The 21,521-nt window shown below is 30.5% G+C and carries 25 protein-coding genes; 14 read left to right on the top strand and 11 right to left on the bottom strand.

Going from position 1 to position 21,521, the window contains the following annotated elements; all coding sequences use genetic code 11:
- Position 1: 1 nt before the first annotated feature.
- From Q0873_RS10800 to Q0873_RS10760, 9 genes are all read left to right on the top strand, one after another.
- The gene (locus Q0873_RS10800; protein ID WP_299107033.1) at positions 2–1,978 is read left to right on the top strand and encodes a DUF3857 domain-containing protein; all 1,977 of its coding nucleotides are present in this window, start codon (positions 2–4) and stop codon (positions 1,976–1,978) included.
- Positions 1,979–2,203: 225 nt separating this feature from the next.
- A complete protein-coding gene (locus Q0873_RS10795; protein ID WP_299107031.1) occupies positions 2,204–2,566 on the top strand; it encodes a hypothetical protein in 363 nt (120 codons plus the stop codon).
- Positions 2,544–2,927 (top strand): hypothetical protein, encoded by a 384-nt coding sequence (locus tag Q0873_RS10790; RefSeq protein ID WP_299107028.1) that lies wholly within the window; start codon positions 2,544–2,546, stop codon positions 2,925–2,927. Before Q0873_RS10795 ends, Q0873_RS10790 begins: the two co-directional genes overlap by 23 nt.
- A gap of 66 nt (positions 2,928–2,993) precedes the next feature.
- Complete coding sequence (locus tag Q0873_RS10785; protein WP_299107026.1) at positions 2,994–3,365, top strand: hypothetical protein; 372 nt, start codon at positions 2,994–2,996, stop codon at positions 3,363–3,365.
- 307 nt (positions 3,366–3,672) lie between these two features.
- Positions 3,673–3,942 carry a hypothetical protein gene (locus tag Q0873_RS10780; protein WP_299107024.1) on the top strand — a complete coding sequence of 90 codons (270 nt, stop codon included), beginning with the start codon at positions 3,673–3,675 and terminating at the stop codon, positions 3,940–3,942.
- A 232-nt stretch (positions 3,943–4,174) separates the two neighbouring features.
- The gene (locus tag Q0873_RS10775; RefSeq protein WP_299107022.1) at positions 4,175–4,645 is read left to right on the top strand and encodes a hypothetical protein; all 471 of its coding nucleotides are present in this window, start codon (positions 4,175–4,177) and stop codon (positions 4,643–4,645) included.
- A 101-nt stretch (positions 4,646–4,746) separates the two neighbouring features.
- Entirely contained in the window at positions 4,747–5,025 is a 279-nt protein-coding gene (locus tag Q0873_RS10770) for a hypothetical protein (RefSeq protein ID WP_299107020.1), read from the top strand.
- 185 nt (positions 5,026–5,210) lie between these two features.
- A complete protein-coding gene (locus Q0873_RS10765; protein WP_299107018.1) occupies positions 5,211–7,037 on the top strand; it encodes a DUF885 domain-containing protein in 1,827 nt (608 codons plus the stop codon).
- A gap of 186 nt (positions 7,038–7,223) precedes the next feature.
- Complete coding sequence (locus Q0873_RS10760) at positions 7,224–7,682, top strand: thioredoxin fold domain-containing protein (RefSeq protein WP_299107016.1); 459 nt, start codon at positions 7,224–7,226, stop codon at positions 7,680–7,682.
- Positions 7,683–7,741: 59 nt separating this feature from the next.
- On the opposite strand, the gene Q0873_RS10755 is transcribed toward Q0873_RS10760, so the two are convergent.
- From Q0873_RS10755 to pdxH, 4 genes are all read right to left on the bottom strand, one after another.
- Positions 7,742–8,839 carry an OmpA family protein gene (locus Q0873_RS10755; RefSeq protein ID WP_299107014.1) on the bottom strand — a complete coding sequence of 366 codons (1,098 nt, stop codon included), beginning with the start codon at positions 8,837–8,839 and terminating at the stop codon, positions 7,742–7,744.
- A gap of 121 nt (positions 8,840–8,960) precedes the next feature.
- The gene (locus Q0873_RS10750) at positions 8,961–9,860 is read right to left on the bottom strand and encodes an ethanolamine ammonia-lyase reactivating factor EutA (protein WP_299107833.1); all 900 of its coding nucleotides are present in this window, start codon (positions 9,858–9,860) and stop codon (positions 8,961–8,963) included.
- A 9-nt stretch (positions 9,861–9,869) separates the two neighbouring features.
- Complete coding sequence (locus tag Q0873_RS10745) at positions 9,870–10,358, bottom strand: histidine phosphatase family protein (RefSeq protein WP_299107012.1); 489 nt, start codon at positions 10,356–10,358, stop codon at positions 9,870–9,872.
- Between the two features lie 32 nt (positions 10,359–10,390).
- Positions 10,391–11,038 (bottom strand): pyridoxamine 5'-phosphate oxidase, encoded by a 648-nt coding sequence (gene pdxH / locus Q0873_RS10740; protein ID WP_299107010.1) that lies wholly within the window; start codon positions 11,036–11,038, stop codon positions 10,391–10,393.
- A gap of 205 nt (positions 11,039–11,243) precedes the next feature.
- Between pdxH and Q0873_RS10735 the strand changes: the two genes are divergently transcribed.
- From Q0873_RS10735 to Q0873_RS10715, 5 genes are all read left to right on the top strand, one after another.
- Entirely contained in the window at positions 11,244–13,400 is a 2,157-nt protein-coding gene (locus Q0873_RS10735; protein WP_299107008.1) for a TonB-dependent receptor, read from the top strand.
- A gap of 51 nt (positions 13,401–13,451) precedes the next feature.
- Positions 13,452–14,258, top strand: a complete 807-nt coding sequence (locus Q0873_RS10730) for an alpha/beta hydrolase (protein ID WP_299107006.1) — start codon at positions 13,452–13,454, stop codon at positions 14,256–14,258.
- 78 nt (positions 14,259–14,336) lie between these two features.
- Entirely contained in the window at positions 14,337–14,756 is a 420-nt protein-coding gene (locus tag Q0873_RS10725) for a DUF2141 domain-containing protein (protein WP_299107005.1), read from the top strand.
- Between the two features lie 122 nt (positions 14,757–14,878).
- Positions 14,879–15,505, top strand: a complete 627-nt coding sequence (locus Q0873_RS10720) for a hypothetical protein (RefSeq protein WP_299107004.1) — start codon at positions 14,879–14,881, stop codon at positions 15,503–15,505.
- Positions 15,506–15,559: 54 nt separating this feature from the next.
- Positions 15,560–16,219 (top strand): HAD-IA family hydrolase, encoded by a 660-nt coding sequence (locus tag Q0873_RS10715; RefSeq protein WP_299107003.1) that lies wholly within the window; start codon positions 15,560–15,562, stop codon positions 16,217–16,219.
- Positions 16,220–16,231: 12 nt separating this feature from the next.
- Here Q0873_RS10715 and Q0873_RS10710 read toward each other — a convergent pair whose 3' ends face one another.
- From Q0873_RS10710 to Q0873_RS10680, 7 genes are all read right to left on the bottom strand, one after another.
- The gene (locus tag Q0873_RS10710) at positions 16,232–16,909 is read right to left on the bottom strand and encodes an SGNH/GDSL hydrolase family protein (protein ID WP_299107002.1); all 678 of its coding nucleotides are present in this window, start codon (positions 16,907–16,909) and stop codon (positions 16,232–16,234) included.
- 149 nt (positions 16,910–17,058) lie between these two features.
- Entirely contained in the window at positions 17,059–18,510 is a 1,452-nt protein-coding gene (locus tag Q0873_RS10705) for a serine hydrolase (protein WP_299107001.1), read from the bottom strand.
- Positions 18,511–18,616: 106 nt separating this feature from the next.
- On the bottom strand, positions 18,617–19,201 hold the full coding sequence (locus tag Q0873_RS10700) for a hypothetical protein (RefSeq protein ID WP_299107000.1): 585 nt from the start codon (positions 19,199–19,201) through the stop codon (positions 18,617–18,619).
- Between the two features lie 11 nt (positions 19,202–19,212).
- Positions 19,213–19,641, bottom strand: coding sequence for a hypothetical protein (locus tag Q0873_RS10695; RefSeq protein ID WP_299106999.1), 429 nt, complete (start codon positions 19,639–19,641; stop codon positions 19,213–19,215).
- A gap of 27 nt (positions 19,642–19,668) precedes the next feature.
- On the bottom strand, positions 19,669–20,211 hold the full coding sequence (locus Q0873_RS10690; RefSeq protein WP_299106997.1) for a hypothetical protein: 543 nt from the start codon (positions 20,209–20,211) through the stop codon (positions 19,669–19,671).
- A gap of 4 nt (positions 20,212–20,215) precedes the next feature.
- A complete protein-coding gene (locus Q0873_RS10685) occupies positions 20,216–20,950 on the bottom strand; it encodes a hypothetical protein (RefSeq protein WP_299106995.1) in 735 nt (244 codons plus the stop codon).
- 6 nt (positions 20,951–20,956) lie between these two features.
- On the bottom strand, positions 20,957–21,490 hold the full coding sequence (locus Q0873_RS10680) for a hypothetical protein (protein ID WP_299106993.1): 534 nt from the start codon (positions 21,488–21,490) through the stop codon (positions 20,957–20,959).
- Between the last annotated feature and the right edge of the window lie 31 nt (positions 21,491–21,521).

Genomic DNA, 21,521 nt, shown 5'->3' with positions numbered 1-21,521 from the left:
TATGAAAAAAAAGCTAACCGTTTTATTTATTGGATTATTTATAAGTAATGTTTTACTTTCTCAAGTAGATCCTTTTTTTAAGCAATACGATTGGGAAACCAATCCGAAATACGAAATTGTAGATAATAATGAAGATATTGTTTCACTGAAAGATAAAATTGTTACAGAGTTTTATTTTGAAAATAATTCTTTGGTAGAATACTTTTTAGAACATAAAGTATTATGGTTAAATTCTGATGAAAAAATTGAAGATTACAATAAAGTTTATTTACCCCATTCTTCAAGCTCAGAATTAGTAATTAACAAAGCCAGAGTTATTGATGAGAAGGGAAACATTATTGAGCTAGATAAATCAAAAATCTTAACTGCAAGTGATGAAGAAACTGGAAAGAAATATAAATACTTTGCTTTTGAAGGATTAAAAAAGGGTAGTTTTATTGAATATTTCTATGTTCAAAAAAAGACTCCATCGTATCAGGGAAGAAAACTATACTTACAGTCGTCGTTTGATAAGAAAAATGTGGAGTTTGATTTATTATCACCTAAAAATTTAGTTTTTAAATTTAAGAGCTTTAATGGTATTCCGTCGGTTGTACAAGATACTTTAATAAAAGAAAAACAACATTGGAAATTAAGAGTTAAAGATATTAAGAAGCTAGAAAAAGAATATAAATCGGCTTATAACGCATCTAGAGGTTTTGTAGCGTATAAATTAGATAGAAATACGGCTAGAAACTTATCTAATATTGTATCCTATAAAAAAGTGGCTCAAAATATTTATAAGTTTTATTACCCATCAGAATATGAGAAAAAAACTACTTCATTAATTAATAAAGTAATCAAAGAAGCAAATATTAAAGAAAATGACAATATTGATGATCAATTACGAAAGTTAGATCTTTTCGTAAAATCTAATTTTTATATTTCAGACTTTTCAAATAACGAGCTAGAAGATTTAGATGTTGTTTTAGAAAAGAAAGTGATGAACAATATTGGTGCTATTAAATTTTATGTAGCAATAATAAAAGCACTCGGCATTAAGCATGAATTGGTTATAACGAGTGATAGACTTGAAACTAAATTTGATAAAGAATTTGAAGCAAATAATTTTTTGAATGATTTTCTATTTTATTTTCCAAAAAACAAAAAATATTTAGATCCAACTAATATGGAGTCTAGATTTGGCTTTCCTCCAGGTAATAGTACAGATAATTACGGATTATTTATAAAAGAAGTAATAGTAGGAGATTTTAAATCTGCTGTGGGTAGAATAAAATATATTAAACCCGTAAGTGCAGAAAATACGGTTGATAAAATGTCTATCAATGTTACCTTCAATGCAGATAATATTTCTGAATGTAAAGTGAAGTTGGAAAGAGAATTTAGTGGTTATTATGCAATGAGTATTCAACCTTTTATGAATTTGATACAAGGAGATAAAAGGAAAGAACTAGTTGATGGTATAGCAAAAAGTATAAGTAAAAATATAGAAATTACAAAAAGAGAGGTTCAGAATGACTCTCCTGAAATGTTCGGGGTAAAACCTCTTAAATTCACTTTTGATTTTACAACAGAAACATTTGTTGAAAAAGCAGGTAACAAGTATCTGTTTAAATTGGGCGAGTTGATTGGACCACAAATTCAGATGTATCAAGAAAAGGAAAGAGTTTTGCCTTTAGAAGAAGACTTTCAAAGAAGTTATTACAGAACAATTGTTGTAAATATTCCTAGAGGATATAAGCTAACTAACCTTGAAGATATAAATATTAATAACGCTTTTAATAATGGGGCTAAGGAATTATTTTCTTTCAAGTCATTTTATAACTTAGAAGGAAATAAATTAGAGATTACTGCTGATGAGCATTACAGAGAAAACCTTATTGAGGTTAATTTATATGAAAAGTATAGAAAGGTAATTAATAGCGCAGCCGATTTTAATAAAATTGTTCTACTATTAGAACCTGATACTAAAAAATAGATGTTAATCTATTTTTTAACCCACTCTCGAACGATTGTATCATGTGGTAATTAGCAAGTAAATCAATAAGCTATGTGATAATTTAAAAACTACTTTAAGAATTTGAAGTAGTTTTTAATTTTTAAAGGAAAACTTGTTATGAGTAGGAATTATGAATAATCTGGAAAAGTTATATTTCGTGAGTTTTGTTAAAGTTAATTGGTTGGATGTTTTACATGCTAGAAAATGAAAAAAAGAATAATAATTTTGTTGATATTAACCTTGTTAGGAGCTTATATATTTGTAAAAGCTATTAATTACTACAATGTTGCGAACGACGTTGTTTTATTAGAAACTTCTGCGTTTAGGAAATATCTTAAAATCTACGATCTAACAGAAAACAAAGCACCTCGTAATATTAATGCTTTAAAAGAATATATAAAGATGAAGAATTTGTCGTTATATAATAAAATGAAAGCTATTGATATAAATTATCTTAAGAAAGAAGGTGAAAATTATGGGGTATTATATCTTAACGGTTTTGATAATAAAGACGATTCACTAAACATATCATATAATTTGAGTGATGTTGATTTTTTTCATCCATGACCATAAAAGGAGATTTAAAATTAGATCTTCATATGATTTTAAAAAGCGTTCCAATATTGTTTATAAAGTCAGTAAAGATTCAATTATTAATGTAGGAAAGATTGATGTAAAGAATTTTTATAAAGAAAAACTAAACTGTGAAAACCTAACTAAAAAGAGTTTAAATTATCATCCTAAGCATACTATAGAGGTTAAAATATACAATAATACTGTTAACTATAGTTCAAATGAATTATCAAAAGAGAGTATTAATGTTATAGATAATGAATTAAAAAAGAGTAGGTTTTATTTAGATAAAGAGAACGTATATCTAATTAGGTTAAAGGTTTCTCAAATTGAAATTTATGAATGTCTTGATTAGTTTTTCGGGCTTCGATATTAGTCCTTTCAGTTGATTGATTAATAGGGATAAACAACAACAAATTAAATGAAGTATTTAATAAAGTACCCTTTAGAATTTATTGTCGAAGATAAAAAGGACACTAATTTAGATATAAATGTAGTTCTTGAAACGGACGAGGTTTTTTTTGCAACGATTTTTACAATAGAAAATATTAAGAATCTAATTGTTAAAGACCAAAGTTCTTATTTTTGGGCTACAGATATGATTATAGTGAAAGAGGTGACAAAGCGAGCTATATATGAAGCTATTGGAGATATAATTGAAGATGGATACTTAGAGATGTCTCTGTCAAAAATAGGAAGTACTTCTGATGTCTATGGAGAGGGAAGTTCTTTTGTTACTTTACAAGGAAAAGGTCATCTAAGTATAGTAAGAAATGATAATAAGATTAATTAAGATATTCCCGTTCTTGGAAATTGTATCATGTAGTTGAGTAAGAGGGATCAACAACGATAAATTTTAATAGTTAAAACATGTAAGAAGATCGACTTCCGTTCATCTTTTTGTCTTTAATGTAAAGTGGTATTTTAGAGTTTTGAATTCTTTAAGCAATGAATATTATACTTTTTATAGATTATTTGAATTAGAATGCTACGCGATATAATCTTACGGTAGCGGGAGGAGATATAATAAAAAGATTAAATGGAGCAGGAGCAAAAAATATAGATACGGTACATATATTAGTTAATTAAATTTTTGAAAGATGTCAAAATTTAAATGTAAATGCAGAAAAATTATCAGATTAAATCAAATACCTAATCCCAATGAGTGGTTAATTATATCAGACATAGATTATGATAATTATTCTGGAATGATTGATAGCGAAAAACTCTATACGAAAATGGAAAGTATGTTTAAATGTTTTAACTGTGGAAGGTTATGGGTTTTTTGGGATGGATTAGATTTAGAGCCTACTTCTTATAAAATCGAGAAAGTAGATAGTTTAAAAGAATTTGGTAATGGGTCAAATTAGGCTCCTTGCTTCCGGACGATTGCATCGTGTGGTCGAGTAAGAGTGAGCAACAAGAATAAGTTAATAATTAAAAAAATCAAGAAGATGGGCTACGGTTCATCTTTTTGTTTTTATAAAAGGGTTATTTTAGGAGTTTTAAATCAACTAAGCTATGAATATTAGATTTTTTAGGTTATTTGAGTTAGAATGCCACATGATACAATCATGCGATAGAAGAGTAAATTTTAATATTATGAATAAAATAATTTCGTTGTGCTTAATAGTTTTGTTTTTTTCTTCTTGTAATCAAGAAAGTAAAAAAAATATTTCATGTGAGTTATTCGATACTGAAAATTTGAATCAAAAAATAAATTCAGTAAATGATTTAGTTTATCAAGGGTTCAATCCTGTAGAAGGAAATATTCAATTATTAGAGAAAAAGAATGGAGATACGGTTGTACATTTACAAATAGATCCAGATTTTAATGATTTAAGATGTAAAATATGGACTATAAAAATTGATTCTATTAATATAGAAAATGTTAGCGCTTTTTTATTGAAATATAACTTGTATATGACAAGCAGTAGATGTTATTCATATACTGAAAGTAGTACTTGTCAATTCTCAGTTTTTAACCCAAAAAATAATAAAGTATATATATGTGAGGCTTATTTACAGGATGATAAACCTATATTAAAAGTTATATATTTTATACCTCGATAGTTTAGTTTTGTAATCTATCCCCGCTCCCGCACGATTGCATTGTGTGGTTGATTATGAGAGAGCAACAACAATAAGTTATCAACTAATTTTAACTAAGAACAATGAAGAAAATAAATAAAGAAATATTAAATATTTACTATAAATATGATAAAGATTTTGACCTATTAAATGAATCTTGGGCAAAAAAGGAAGATAAAGAGTTAGTTAATTTTGAAGTTGCACAGATTTTTGGAAAGTATATAGAAGGGTTAGAGTTAGTAAATAATAAGTTTATAAGTGAAAAATTAAAAGAGGTTACACGTAATGAAATCAAAGAAATAGAATTGTATTTTGAAAATGACGTAATAGAGTTATTAAAGATGGAATATGGAAACAATTAATTAGATTATTATACTTCTCTTCTGTAAGAATTTTTCGTATGGTTGACTAAGCGTGAGCAACAACAATAAATTGATAATTAAAAGTGGCAAAAAGATGGACTTTCGTTCATCTTTTTGCTTTTTAAATAAGCAACAAAATCTATATAAACTAAATTCTGTACCTTTCTGTTTTTAAAATTTAACCCATGAGACTATATAAAATAGCAGTTGCTGCACTTTTAGTAGCTCCTTTGTTAACGTCATGTAAAAAGGAAGCTCCTAAGGAAGAAATCTCTAAAGAAACTGTATTACAAGAATCTAAAAAACTCAATGCATATTTTGACAAACAGTTCCAAGAAAACTTAGGACGTCATCCAATGTATCAAACCTATATTGGAATAAAAAAAGATGCTGATAAATGGGATGATATCTCTGATGAGTTTGCTGCAAAAGAATTAGAGCTAACCAAGCAGTCATTACAATGGTTACAAGATTCGGTAAATACAAAGGCTTTAAATGCAGATGCTAAATTAAGCTACGATTTATTCAAGCAACAATTAGAAAATACCATCGCAGATTTTAAATATAGTTTTCATAACTATCCGGTAAATCAAATGCATGGAATGCATGCTGAGATACCAGCGTTTTTAATCAATATGCATCAGATAACAGATGTAAAGGATGCTGAAAACTATATTGCACGTCTGCAAAATTTAAAAGACTTGTTTAAGCAATTAGTTATTAATTTAAAATTGCGACAAGAAAAAGGAATCATGCCCCCAAAGTTTGTATTTGCTAAAGTATTAGATGATAGCAGAAATATTATTAAAGGAGTACCTTTTGATAAATCGGGTACACCAAGTACTTTATTAAACGATTTTACGACCAAAGTAGAGAAGTTAGAAATTGATGCTGCGGAGAAAACATCTTTAATTAATAGAGCTAAAGAAGCATTATTAGCATCGGTATTACCAGCTTATAAAAGTTTAATAGCAACTTTAGAAGCACAAGAAAAAGTTGCATCTACAGATGATGGAGCTTGGAAGTTACCAGAAGGAGAAGCCTTTTTTAACAATGCTTTAAAACGTACAACAACTACCGATTTAACTGCGGAGCAAATTCATGAAATAGGCTTAAAAGAAGTAGCAAGAATTCATGATGAAATGCGTGCTATTATGAAGAAAGTTGGTTTTAAAGGAACCTTACAAGAGTTTTTTAAGTTTATGAAAAACGACCAACAGTTCTATTTTGAAGACTCTAAGAAAGGAAGAGAAGAATATATGGCAAAGGCAACTCATATGATTGATAGTATGAAAACTCGTTTAGATGAGTTATTTATAACCAAGCCAAAAGCTGCTTTAATTGTAAAAGCGGTAGAGCCATTTAGAGAAAAATCTGCAGGAAAAGCTTTCTATCAACAACCTGCTATTGACGGATCTAGACCAGGAACGTATTATGCAAATATGTATGATATGGCAAGTATGCCGTCATATCAAATGGAAGCATTAGCGTATCATGAAGGAATTCCGGGGCATCATATGCAAATTGCTATAGCGCAAGAGTTAAAAGACGTACCGATGTTTAGAAAATTTGGACGCTATACAGCCTATGTAGAAGGATGGGGGTTATACTCTGAGTATGTACCAAAAGAAATGGGATTCTATGCAGATCCGTATTCAGACTTTGGACGTTTAGCTATGGAGTTATGGAGAGCCTGTCGTTTAGTAGTAGACACAGGAATTCATGCTAAAAAATGGACTAGAGAAGAAGGAATTAAGTATTATACAGATAATACACCAAATGCAGAGTTAGACGCCATTAAAATGGTAGAAAGACATATTGTAATGCCAAGTCAGGCAACAGCATACAAAATCGGAATGTTAAAAATATTAGAACTGCGTAAAAAAGCAAAAGATGCTTTAGCAGATAAATTTGATATTAGAAAATTCCATGATGTAGTACTAACGAGCGGACCATTACCATTAAATGTATTGGAAGCTAAAGTAGATGAATACATAGCATCTGCAAAATAAAAATAGGAAATATACCTAATTGAAAAACCTCGCCATTAGGCGAGGTTTTCTTTTTGATAAATTGTTAGATGTATCAAATAAATAGTATTTGAAAACTAATTACACTACTTAAGACACAGTTGTATAAAAAGAGTCACTTTATTTGGTATTATTTTTGTTACTTTTAAAACATCTAAGAAAGTATACATGAAAAAAGTAGTATTACTAACATTTTTCTTCATAGCAAGTAGTTGGGCATATGCACAAGAACAAGAGGAGCAAACTCCGGAAGAAACCATTTGGTCTCTTTCTTATAAAGATGCTTTAAAACAGGCTAAAAAGGAAAAGAAACCATTGGTAGTGTATTTTAAGGGATCAGATTGGTGTGGTCCTTGTAAGAAATTAGACAAAGAACTCTTTAGTGCGACAAAATTTAAAGATTTGTCCAAAAAGCATTTTGTATTGTATGAAGCAGATATTCCGATGAACCAAGATTTAGTTACAAAAGAAAAGCTGGCTGTAAACAAAAAGTTGGTAAAGCAATTTAAAGTGTCTTCCTATCCAACGATACTTGTTTTAAATCACAAGCAAAAAGTATTAGGAATTAAAAAAGGATTAATCTTAACCGAATATTATTATCCCTTTTTTGAAAGCTATATAAAATAAAAAACCGTTGCAATTGCAACGGTTTTTTTTGATTGATTTTCTGTTAGATTTAGGTAATATTATTTTTGGTTAATTACTCTAAATTCAGTTCTTCTGTTTACTCTGTGCTGAGCCTCCGTACAAGTAACACCATCAGAACATCTGTTCTTTAATTTAGACTCCCCATATCCTTTAGCAACTAATTGACTAGCGTTAATTCCTTTAGACATTAAGTAGTTTGCTACAGACTGTGCTCTTCTTTCAGATAAATCTAAGTTAGAAGCTTTAGAACCTCTAGAATCTGTATGAGAAGCTAACTCTACTTGAACACCATCTTTTAATACTGGTAATAATCTAGAATCAATTAATCTTTTTGCCGCAGAAGTTAAGGTAGCACTTCCTAAGTTCCAGTTAATTGGTAATGGGTTATACGTTAATAATTCACACTCAACTTCTTTCCAAGTAGTTAATCCTCCTTTGTTGATTAATACTTCTTTAGTAACAGTTTTGAACTTCGCAGGAACAGTAATCTCTTCTTGCCATGCATCTTTTACTAAAACAGTTTTTCTAATTTCCTTATATACTGCAGGAATTTCGATAGAACGAGTCGTTGGTGGTGTTACCATTACTCTCTTCGTATATGTTTTTTCAAAACCTGGTACCGAAATTTTTTGAGTATTCGCATCATTACTTAATTTAGTAATAGGAATCGTTACAAATGTTGCAGGAGTTGGCTTATAACACCAATATCTACAATCGTTAGGATCACTAGACTCACAATCTGGAGCTTTTTCGCTCATCTCCCAACGTGCAGAAGCTGCTTTTGTTTCAATAGTTTCTTCATCAGGACTAAAAGTTGCTTTGATAACTCTTAATCTGTTAGCATCTTCTTTGGCAGTATATGTTACTACTTTATTTTCCCAAACAGCAGGTACAACTTCTAAACGTTGTCCAGCTTCTTTAACCATTACTCTTTCAGTTACTGTTTTGTACTCTGCAGGATGTGTAACAATCCTTTTGTATGCAGGTGCTACTTCAATAGTTACATCTTGGTTTTGCCAAACTTCTGGAGTTTTACAACGTACATAACATTTTCCTGGCTCTGGGTTTTGTGGTAAATCTTGTGAAAAAGCAGATACACTTGTAACTACTAATGCCCCTAATAATAGTTTTTTCATAATGAATATAAAATTAAATTAATGATTATTTAGCTTTCTTCAATATGACACTTAAGAGGGAAAAAAGTCACATTTACCCAAATATAAGAAAAATATGTAAATGTTAAAAAGTGTTAAAATTTTATTTTAACTTATTGTAGTATAGGCTTTTGATGATTCCGTCAGACAGTCCTATTTTAGGTACGTAAATTTTTCTTGCACCACTCCATTTCATGGCAGAAAGATAAATTTTTGTTGCAGGAACAATTACATCAGCTCTATCTGGATTAAGACTTAATTCTGAAACTCGTTCTTTATAAGACATCTTTTTTAAGAACTGATATTGGGCATTTAAATAAATATAAGAAATAGGTCTTCCCATTTCTCTACCCGACATTTTAAAGATCTTATTAATATTACCTCCAGAACCAATTAAAGAAATACGCTTAAAGTCTTTAGTATTTTCTTCAATCCATTGCTGAACTTTTTTAAACAAGGCTTTGTTTTCAGATTTTTTATTATTGATTAAACGAACGGTACCAATTTTAAAAGATTTAGAATTGACAATTCTACCGTTAGAAAACAAGGTAAACTCGGTACTACCACCACCTACATCAACATATAAATAAGTAGCATCAGATTCTATTAATTGGTTTAAGTCTGTAGAAGAGATAATGGCTGCTTCTTTTTTACCATCGATAATTTCAATATCAATGTCGGTATCTTTTAAAACTTTAGCCACTACTTCTTGTCCGTTAGAAGCCTCTCTCATAGCAGAGGTAGCACAAGCTTTGTATTTTTCTACACCATGCACATTCATCAACAATTTAAAAGCTTTCATTGCTTCAACCATTCTATGAATGTTATTTTCAGAAATATGTCCTTCAACAAAGGAATCAGCTCCTAAACGAATAGGAACACGAACTAATGATGATTTTTTAAATTTAGGTTCTTTGTCTTTTTCCTCAACAACATTTGCTACTAATAATCTTACAGCATTTGATCCTATGTCTATAGCTCCGAACTTCTTTATTTTCAAAATGAGAATCTTTTATTTATGATATTTAGGAAATTCAATTAAAGAGGTAGTTCCTTTTTTAATGTTTTTCCAATGTTTTTCTTCAAACTGAATACCAATGACACCACAGGTGGTTACATGTGCAATGGGTTTACTACCAAATTTATTTACAAATGTATTAATACCATGGTCATGACTAAAAATAATAGCACTATCAAAGCTATCATCTAAAGCTTTCACGGTTTTTACCAAGTATCCGTCGCTAAAACTATATAATTGGCGTTTAATTTGCAAGTTTGAAAGAGGGTAACCAAAGTTTTCACAAAAAATAACAGCAGTATGCAAAGCTCTGTTTGCACTACTAGAAACAAAAACATCAGGTTTTTTAATTTCTTTAGCTAATATTTTAGACATTAAATGAGCATCATTGATACCTCTTTCTTTTAAAGGACGATCAATGTCTTTTACGCTATCATAAGTCCAAGATGATTTTGCGTGACGTACTATATATAATGTTTTCATTGTTTAGTTAAAAACGATATGTAAATATAAAATTATGGAGCCAAACGTTCAAGTTTCCAAGAAAAATCTTTTTCTAAAGAATAACGAATACGATCGTGCATTCTGTTCGGACGTCCTTGCCAAAACTCAATAGAAACAGGTTTAACAATAAATCCACCCCAATGTTCTGGTCTTGGAATTTCCTGTCCCTTAAAATGTTCTTCAAATTTACTTAAGTTGGTATCTAACTCATTTCTAGAAGCAACCACAGTACTTTGATTAGAAGCCCAAGCACCTAATTTACTTCCGTCTGGTCTAGATTCAAAATAACCATCCGATAAATTGTTGGCTACTTTTTCTGCAACCCCTTTAATAATAATCTGACGTTCTAATCCTGGCCAAAAGAAAGACAAACAAACATGATCGTTTTGTAAGATCGCTTTTCCTTTTTCAGAATTATAGTTGGTGTAAAAAATAAAACCTTCCCATGTGTATTTTTTGAGTAATACAATGCGGTTTTTAGGAAAACCATCTAAACCAATCGTACTAATATTCATGGCATTGGCTTCATCAACCATTTCCGATTCATCGGCAGTTAAAAACCAATTTCTAAATAATTCTATTGGGTTCTCAGGACAATTACTTTCTAGTAATTCTTCCTTTTCATAAGACTTTCTATAATCGCTTAAATCGTGTGACATCTGAATCTTTATAACTAAAGTAAAAATACAACATACTTAGGTAATTTAGCAAGATTTGTCAATTAAAAAGCAAGATTTGTAAAAGCCAATATAAAGCTTAAAAATACTTTTGCGACAGTTCATCCTAGAAATAATACAGTTGGGAACTTTCTTTTAGAATTTATTCTTTTTCTGCTACACTTTTGTAGTGTAAATAGACCAAACAATGAAAAAAATAGTAAACATTTTAATCGCTTTTAGTTGTAGTTTTTTAATCGCACAAACAACCATATCGGGTAAAGTTACCGATGTAAAAGGAAATGTAATTGAAGGAGCAAATGTATATTTAGATGGTACCTACGATGGGGTTTCTACCAATGCCGATGGAAGTTTTTCTTTTAGCACTTCAGAAAAAGGAAATCAAACCTTAATAGTTTCATTCATTTCTTTTGAAACTTTTGTAAAAACAGGAGATGTTTCTCAATTAAAGAGTTTACAAGTAAAATTAAAGGAAGATGTAAATACCTTAGATGCAGTAAATATCAATGCTGGAACCTTTGAAGCAGGAGATAATGCCAAAGTAACTGCATTAAAACCTTTAGATGTTGTTACTACAGCAAGTGCTTTGGGTGATTTTGTCGGAGCATTACAAACATTACCAGGAACCTCTACTGTTGCCGAAGACGGTCGTTTATTTGTGAGAGGAGGTAGTGCAGAGGAAACGCAAATTTTTATTGATGGAATTCGTGTGTTTACACCATATACCCCTACTACAAACAATATACCAACACGTGGTAGGTATTCACCGTTTTTATTTAAAGGAATTACATTTTCTACAGGAGGATATTCAGCAGAATACGGACAAGCATTATCGAGTGTTTTATTATTAAATACAGTTGATGAACCGACACAAGAAAAAACAGATTTAGCGTTTATGACGGTAGGTGTTGGTGTTGGAAATACACAGTTATTTGGAAAAAACTCATTGAGTGTAAACGCTTCCTATATCAATCTACAACCGTATTTAGAATTGTTTCCAGATAGAAATACATGGAGAAAACCTTTTGAAGCATCGAGTGGAGAAATGGTATACCGATATAAAGTAAATGACGATGCCATGTTAAAATTATACGGGGCGTTCAGCTATTCTAATTTCGACTTAATACAGGAAGATATCAATTTTGAAAATGGATTCGAGTTTGCACTAAGAAATAGAAACTTATATTTCAACGGTTCCTATAAGCATCGATTAGCAAATGACTGGACAATCTCTGGAGGAGCTTCATTTACCAACGATAATTCAAAAATTGGCATCTTTGATGATCAAATTATTGATAATGAGAATTCAGCCCATTTTAAAGTAAAATTACGCAAACGTTTTTCAAATAGATTTAAATTAAGTTTTGGATCAGAATATTTCGTGACCAATTTTACAGAAGCATATAAAAGTACTTCAAACGGAAATGCAAATTATGGGTTTGACAATAATATCTTCGGAAGTTTTGCTGAGGCCGATATTTTCTTCTCAAAAAAGTTAGCAACTAAAATAGGAGTACGTGTAGAAAATTCAGAATTATTAAATCAATTTACAATTTCACCAAGAGCATCTATAGCCTATAAATCAGGGGAGAATAGTCAGTTTTCTTTAGCATATGGACGCTTTTATCAAAATCCACGAAATGAGTATTTAAAGTTCAGTTCTAATTTTGAAGCAGAAAATACAACACACTTTATTGCAAACTATCAGTATGTAAAAAACAAACAAATATTTAGAATAGAAGGATATTATAAAGATTACAAGGATTTGGTAAAGTATGACACCGAAAGAGTATTACCTACCACCAACTTTACAAACTTAGGAAGTGGTTTTGCAAAAGGAATAGATGTTTTTTGGAGAGACGGAAAAAATGTGAAGAACTTAGATTATTGGGTTTCGTATTCTTATTTAGATACCGAAAGAGATTTTAAAAACTATCCTGTAAAAGCAACACCTAATTTCGCGTCAAAACACAATTTATCTGTAGTAGGAAAGTATTGGGTAGATAAATGGAAAAGCCAGTTAGGAATCAGTTATAATTTTGCCTCGGGGAGAACTTATACCAATCCAAATGTAAATGGATTTTTAAATCAACAAACAAAGAATTATAATTCGGTGAGTTTTAACTGGGCCTATTTATTAAGTCAGCAAAAGATTTTATACTTCTCAGTAAACAATGTATTAGGAACTCAAAATGTATTTGGATATAACTATAAAAATACTCCAAATGCAAATGGTATGTTCGAAAGACAAGCAAGAGTACCTGCAGCAGATAGCTTCTTTTTTGTAGGATTCTTTTGGACGATTAGCGATAACAAAAAAGACAATCAGTTAAATAATTTATAAGAAGAATAGATACCAGCATACCATTAAACATCACAAGAAAAACTAAAGAAAATGAAAGTATTTAAAAAAGTTAGCATATTAGTATTCATCTTATTTTACCAAGTAGCAAATGCTCAGTTCGATGAAAAGTTTTACTTTCCGAAGAAAGATTGGAAAGAAGTTAAAGTACCATTTACCGAATCGTTTATTCCTGTTGAAAATGACACTATTCATTCCGTTTTTTTCAAACCTGCTAACAAGGTAAAAGCAACAGTGTTATTTTTTCATGGAGCTGGAGGAAATATTTCAACATATACCTATATGATCAAACCTTTGGTAGAAAATGGGTATCAAGTATATGCGGTAGATTTTAGAGGATATGGAAAATCAACAGGAAAACCAACACATGTAAATGTTAAGCAAGATGCTGAGGTGTTTTTTCAGAGAGTACAGCATAGCTCAGCTACTAAGAATACGAAACTAATAGTATATGGAGCATCTTTAGGATGTCAAATAGCAACATATATTGCAAATAAACACCAAAAAGAAATAAATGGCTTAATTTTAGATGGAGGTTTTGCATCGTTTGCAGATGTAGCAAAGATATATGCTCCTAAAGAAGCACATACATATATTGATATGGCCTTAGGAAAGATGTATCCATCAAAAGAAGAAATAAAAGAAATTACAAATGTGCCTAAGCTAATTATTCATGGTAAGGTTGATAAATCTATACCTATAGCACAATCAAAAATTGTATATGAAAATGCGAAAGCACCGAAAACTTTTTTTGAATCGGAACAAGATCATTTAGATGCATTAAAATTAGAAACAAAAGAAGTGATTAAGGAAATAGATAAACTTTTAACAACTCAGTAGGAAAAAATAACAGTTGAGTAATTTATATTATTTAAAACAAGGATTATACAAGATATTTGAATCATCAAAACAAAAGATATGAAGAAATTATTTTTAATAGGAATATGTGTTATTGGAGGAATACTAACCTCTGTAGCTCAAGAAACGTTTACGATCACAGCAAAGTTCTCTGGTATGGAGTCTGATAAAGGAGATTTATATGTGGCTTTATATAATAAAGAGGGTGAGTTTTTAAAAAAGACCTTTAAAGGAAGCATTGTTAAGGTAAATAATAAAACAGCCGAAGCAGTTTTTGAGAATATTCCAAAAGGAGAATATGCGATTTCATGTTTTCATGATGAAAACGATAATAAGAAAATGGATACTAGAATTTTCGGAATTCCTAAAGAACCAATTGGGATGTCAAATGATGCCAAAGGCTTTATGGGACCTCCAAAATATAAAGATGCTAAGTTTTTAGTCGATAAAGACACCGAGGTATCAATTAATGTAAACTAAACTAACCTAAAATAATCATTCAACATTACAATTAGTTGATTCGAACTTTCGAACAACTTACTAGGTAATCTAAACCATACAGATTGCTTTCAAGGAATTGTAATGTCTAAAATCAATTAAAAATGAAAAAAATAATCACACTTATTGTATTTGTATTAGCAATACAAGTATCGGCACAAACACAGTATGAAAAGGGAATGAGTAAAGCGTTTGAGCTTTGGGGAGCCAATAAAACCAAAGAAGCAAGTCAGTTGTTTGAACGAATTGCCAATGCTGAAAAAGAAAATTGGTTACCACCATATTATGCTGCTACTATTGAAATTATTGATGCATTTCAAATAAAGGAAGAAGCTAAATTAATAGCTAAACTAAACAAAGCGCAAGAATTTTTAGATGCTGCAAATGCGCTATCACCAGACAACCCAGAAATATTAATTCGTCAGGCTTTATTAAATGTTGCGTATATGGCATTTGACGGACAAAAATATGGAATGACCATGTCTATGAAGAATGTAGGTTTATACAAGAAAGCATTTGAATTAGCACCAGAAAATCCACGTGTAATATTAAGTAAAGCAGAGTCAGATATGGGTGCAGCACGTTTTTTTGGACAGCCAACCAAACCTTTTTGTAAGAGTATTCAAAAAGCAATTGACTTAGGAAAGAAAGAAGAAATTACAATTAAGTTTTATCCAAGATTTGATGTTGCCAGAGCAGAAAAAGTATTGGAACAATGTGAAGGAAAATAAGAAAATTAAAGAACAATTAACTACTTTTATCGGCCACAACACAAAACTAAAACCATGGCTTTAAAAGCAGTATTGTTTGATATGGACGGAGTAATCGTAGATACCGAACCACTTCATAAGAAAGCATATCATTTAATGTTTGAAAAAGTAGCAATTAACGTTTCAAGCGAATTATACAATTCTTACACAGGACAATCTACCATACAGATCTGCGAAGATTTAGTAGATCGATTTAACTTATCCTTAGCACCAACAGAGTTGGTAGCCTATAAGAGAGCTTTTTTTAAAGAGCTCTTTTTTGCTGATACCAATGATCTACAACTAATTCCAGGTGTTTTTGAATTGATTAAAAACTATTACGATAACGGAGTAACCTTGGTATTGGCATCTTCGGCATCTATGTTTACCATAAACAGTGTTTTTGATCGATTTGATTTGAATCCGTATTTCAAAGGAAAAATAAGTGGAGCAGATTTAAAAGCATCAAAACCACACCCAGAAATATTTATTAGAGCTGCAGAAATAGCAGAAGAAAATAGAGAACATTGTATGGTTATTGAAGACTCTACAAATGGAATCAGAGCAGCTTATGATGCAGGAATTTACTGTGTAGGATATAAAAGCACACATTCAAAAGAACAAAACTATGAACTAGCACAAAAAGTGATTTCAGACTTTAATGAAATTACCTTTGATCGAATTAAAAACTTCTAAGTAGAAATACGATTAAAGATCGTTTACTAGTTGAATCATCAATTGAAAAGAATCTTTATCGCTTACCCAATTTGAATAGCTTTCATGGGGTAATTGGTAAAGATTTTTTTTAGGATATAAGGTATGAAATATTGTGAGTGCTGCTAAAAAGCTTCCTGCTTTGGAAGGGTGAAAATTATCATAATCATACAACAGGGTCTTACTTTTATAAGTATTGTATTTTTTCCAAACCACTCCTGCAGGAAAAAGAAGCGCCTTATTTTTTTGAGCGGCTAGGGTATGGTTTTCAATCACTTTATCAAAAGTATAATAATACTGAAGGGAAGGCCAAACCATATAATATCCAAGTTGAGCTTTAGATTCATTACAAAGAGCTTTTACTTTAGCACCATCTGCTAACAACATTTGTTTTCCTTGGGCTTGTGAAGAAGGGCCTTGCTGAATAATTACATAATCAAAAGATTGCTTTTTCAATAGGTATTGAAGCTTTCCACTATCTAAATGGTCAATAATAGCATAGTTTGGAGAACATAAGCTGGTAGTTTGTATTTGAACTCCGCTTTCTTCGGCTATATATTCTAAAATTTCTGGCATGTTGTTATAATAGGTTAAGCTATTGCCAACAAATAAAATGTCTTGAGCTTGAACGGTACAAGAGATCAAAAGCAGTAAATACAGTAGTTTTTTCATTGTAACTTTTATCCAGCATCTGATTTAATAAAAGAAAAATCACCTTGTCGAAGCTTTTCTTCTTCAATAAATAAAATGTTATGATCCTAAATTACTAAAAGAAAATGAATCTATTAGAAAACAGTTGTTCCAATAGATTCATCAGTGTTTTATTTAGTGAGTAATGCTGTTAACTTTTGCTGAGCATCTTTATATCCCAAAGAAACTGCTTTTTGATAAGCTTTAATGGCTTCTTCTTTTTGCTGGTTTGCTTTGTACCCATCTCCTAAAGAATCCCATAGGTTTCCGTCTTGAGGATTTAGTGCCATGTTTTGTTTAAAAAGCTCAATGGCCCAATCAACATGTTTGTTTTTCTGAAGTAATAAATTCCCAATAGTATTTAATGGTCGTTTATTGAACTCTTCTGAATATTGTTCTTTCAATAGTTTGATGAGGTTGTTGGAGGTTTGTAAAGGATTTTGCTCTACATACCTCATTATAAAAGCATATATGTTGTTTTTAATTGGTTTAGGAGTATAATTCTCATCCAATAACATTCTCGTAATTGTATAGGCAATAAACTCTACATTATCGCTGTTAGCGTTTGTGGCATAGGTAATGTAAATATCTTCTTCTGGAAACCAAATAATACTATGTGAATAAGCTCCATTAGATCCGTTGTGTGCCAATCGTTTCATTTTATTATCGAGCACTCTATGAGTCCATCCGTAGGTATATCCGTATGTATATTTTCCGTTACCATAAGATATATGCGGGGTTATGAGTTTTTGGTAGGAAGTCTTTGAGAGAATTTTGTTAGTTTTTAATGCTTGGTACCATAGTAAGAGATCATTCTGAGTAGCATTGATACCTCCATTGGCTTTCAAATGCCAATTAAGTCCTTTGTCTTTTTGATATCTTAGAATAGGGGAGTCACTCTCTAAAATACCTCTATTATAGCTGCGTGAAATTTGTTTGCTGTTCCATGTAGGTAATAAGTATCCTGTTTGATGCATTCCTGCAGGGATAAACAATTGTTCCTTTAAAAAGACCTCATAAGGCTGTCCAGAAGTAAGCTCTATGATTCTTCCTAAGATACTATATCCTGTATTTGAATATTCGTATTTCGTTCCTGGTTCGAATAGTAGTTTGGTGGCAAAAAGCTGTTGAAAGAAATCCTCTTGAGAAATTTCTGTAAAATCACGACCAATGGCATCTACAAAACCAGCTGAATGTGATAATAATTGATGAATCGTAATTCCTTGTTTATCTGCCGGAACATTCTTAAAATAGGTTGCTATAGAATCGGTTAGTTCAAGCTTTCCTAGTTCTGCTAGTTTTAAAATAGCAGTTGCAGTAAATTGTTTGGTGTTGGAACCAATGTCAAAAATAGTATTCGGATTATTAAGTGTTTGTGTGTCTTTATTAGCATAGCCATATCCTTTGTTAATAATGACTTCTCCGTTTTTTACTAGGGCAATGGCGCCAGAAAATCCGTTCTCAACTCCTGCAGTTAAATAGTTGTCTATTTTAGTATATAACGAGCTGTTTTGTGCAAAGGTTGTTATAACTCCAGCTTGTAGTAGCGTAGATACAAAAAGTATAAAAAGTGTTCTTTTCATGATTGATTTCTAAGTTTTGTCTTTGGACGATTAGAAATCAAATGAGGTTACAGAGATAGTTTTAAATTTTTAGTGGAGTGTTTGTGAAAAAAAGTAGCGTGAAATATTACTTATCATAAATAATACTTTTTAAGTCTTCAGAATCCGGTTGTTCCCAAACAGTTCTCCCTGAACTATCATCTAAGATGAAAGTTGACCATTTAAAATCACAGATGGTACATATATAAATTTCAGGGAGATAGTAATGATCATTAATCCAACCAATCTTTTCCATATTTTCATAGTCAGGAGACTTGTTATATGTTAGAGCTAATTTACAGTTGCACTTAGAATTGCTTTTCATTTTTTCATATTCTAAGTCTTTTAAAATGCTTTCTAATCGATATAGAATAAAGGTTCCTTCAGAGTTAATTATAGGAGTCCCATTTTTATTATCGATAGATGGAGGGAAATGATGTAAGTTTTTTCCTTTGATTAGTAGGTTTTTAAAACGACTCTCATAAGGTTTTGTTATTTTTTTAAAAAGAATAGGGCTTATTTTTTCATGCTCGTCAATGATTTGAATAAATTTATTAATTAATAAATTGTATGAAGTTAATTGTTGTAAAAAATCTAGATCATTAAACTTATTCCAATCATATGCTAATAACTCATTTAAATAGTCTTTAATTAAGTTTGTTTCTGTTTTCATAGTGTTTTTAGTTAAGATGATTTATTTAGTTCCTTCATTTTTAAAATTCTATTCATAATAATTCCCAGATAGGAAGCTAAAATTACCATATAGGTTATGGTTATTTCCCAATATTTATAAGTAGAATCTCCAAACAAGAATTCAAATTGTGGTATTTGAAGTAATATTAAAACTAAAATGATTACAGAGAAAATACTAAGTGATATCAAGTTTTTACGATAAGACGCAGGTCTATATCCAATAACAATTTCTTTTGTATGTAGCATTACAATTCCAATGCTTACAATATTAGGAAGTAGTACATTAAAAATAGAATTTGTCTCTTTAAAAAGAATACCAAAAGTTGTGAAGAAAGTAAACCAACTAAAAATATATACGGAAAATATTGTAGATCCTATCCAAAGTATTTTTAATGGTATTTCTAACTTATCTATTTTCATTTATGGTTTGTAATACTTCAGTTTGTGTTATGTGTTTTGTTGCAAACTTCTTTTTTGTTTTTCTAACCATTCTAGGGCAATAGGTCTAGTTTTGGCAAAATAAAAATCGGTCCATTCGGATTTAAAATTCTCATCAGTGATTCCATTAGTAAGATATTCCATTTCAACTCCAGGTTTAATTCCTTTTTTATAAAAAACGGAACTATATTTTTGAGAGGATTGAATTAGCTCTTCTTTATTGATTAAGAGTTTCTCTTTATAAGAGTTACTAATATTGATAAACTCCTCCATGATTTGAAACCTTTGCTCTCTGGTTAACCTAGGAATGTAAATATGAGTGTCATAACCTTTTTCGTTAGCAATAATGGCTTCTTTAATATCTCTTTCTTCTTCTTTGGTTAAACCAGTTTCATAATCTGATTCACATTCTGATATTAGGGAATAATCGAATATATGGACACCAATTACCTTTAAATCTCTTTTTCTTAAATAAAAGGTTTGGTTCATAGAAGCATATGAATAGGTAAATGCTGCAACTAAAAATTCTATATCTGTTTCTTGTTCGTTCATTTTACTAAGTTAAATACTCAAAACTATTGTTGAAATATTTTTTGACAGACTTTTTCATATACTGTGAATACTCTGTATTCTCATTTCGTTCTTTAGATAACCAAGCCATAGCATAGGCAATAATTTGTTCTGGTAAGTAGCCTTGCCCTGATGATTCCCAACCATGTCCATCATTAGTAGCAAATTGAGAAAAGTTAAAGCGTGAATTCCCAATAAAAATCCCAAAGCCATAGGTTATAGCGGTCAAGTCCGTTAAGAACTCGTCATTTTCTTCTATTCTTTGTTCGCCTAATAGAATCTGATGCGACAATTCGTGTGAAATAGTGGCAATTAAAGAGATTGGGTCTTTTAGCTGTTGAGTTTCAATAGATATAATAATTTCTTCATCTTGATTTATTTCATAGGTTCCTGCTGCACTTTCCCAACTTCCTCCGATACCTTCTGCAGGTGTTGATAATATACTTCCATCCTCCATTTCTACAACGTCATCATCAAAGAATTCTAGTTTAATGTCAATATTGCCAATACTCATTAATTCCATAGTTCTTTTTAAAACAAAGTGAGCATCTTGTTCTGATCCATCAAAATCTCTGTTATAAAAATCTTTGGTGGGGGTAACCGTTTTTATTTCCAAGAAATGTTTTTCTCCAAGTTCTTCTTTCAGCCAATTAAGATCTTCGTCAACCCAGATTTTATCTTCTGGCGTAATTGGTAGTTTATTTTTTCTTTTCCAAAACATGTTGATTTAGTTTTTAGGGTTGAGTAAAGGTTTACTTTTTACTTGAACAACTATAAAATCCAGGATCGTCAACCATAGTAGATAAGAACCGAAATTTGTGTATTCTTTTTTTATTAGATGCAACAACGATAAAATGACGAGTGTATAGCTCACAATAACCCAAGTTAGTTTCAAATAATCTAGTCTTTTCTTGATTGGTTTTTTCAAAAAACTAACAAAATAAGAGGTCATAATACCAATTAATCCTAAGGAAATTAAAATATTTGCGTATGATGACCAATGCATTATTCTTATCAAAGCTCCTATAATTACAATAGAAAAAAATCCTTTGGCAAATCGGAAATATTTAGTTTTTACAAATGTTCCGTTTACAAGCAACATAATACCTCCTAGTATAGCACCAATCATAAATCCAAAATGAAACATAGTTTGTCCTAGGTTAACAATATCAAGCTCTTTAGAAAATAAGGTGATACTAAAACCAATAAGACCTGTTAATACTAAAAGACTTATGAGTACTATAAACAATTTATTATTCATCTTCTTTTTCTATGAAATTTTTCTTTTTTAA

It is taken from the genome of uncultured Tenacibaculum sp. (genome assembly GCF_947498805.1).
Taxonomy (GTDB): Bacteria; Bacteroidota; Bacteroidia; order Flavobacteriales; family Flavobacteriaceae; genus Polaribacter.
This window is presented reverse-complemented; position numbering and strand designations above follow the sequence as displayed.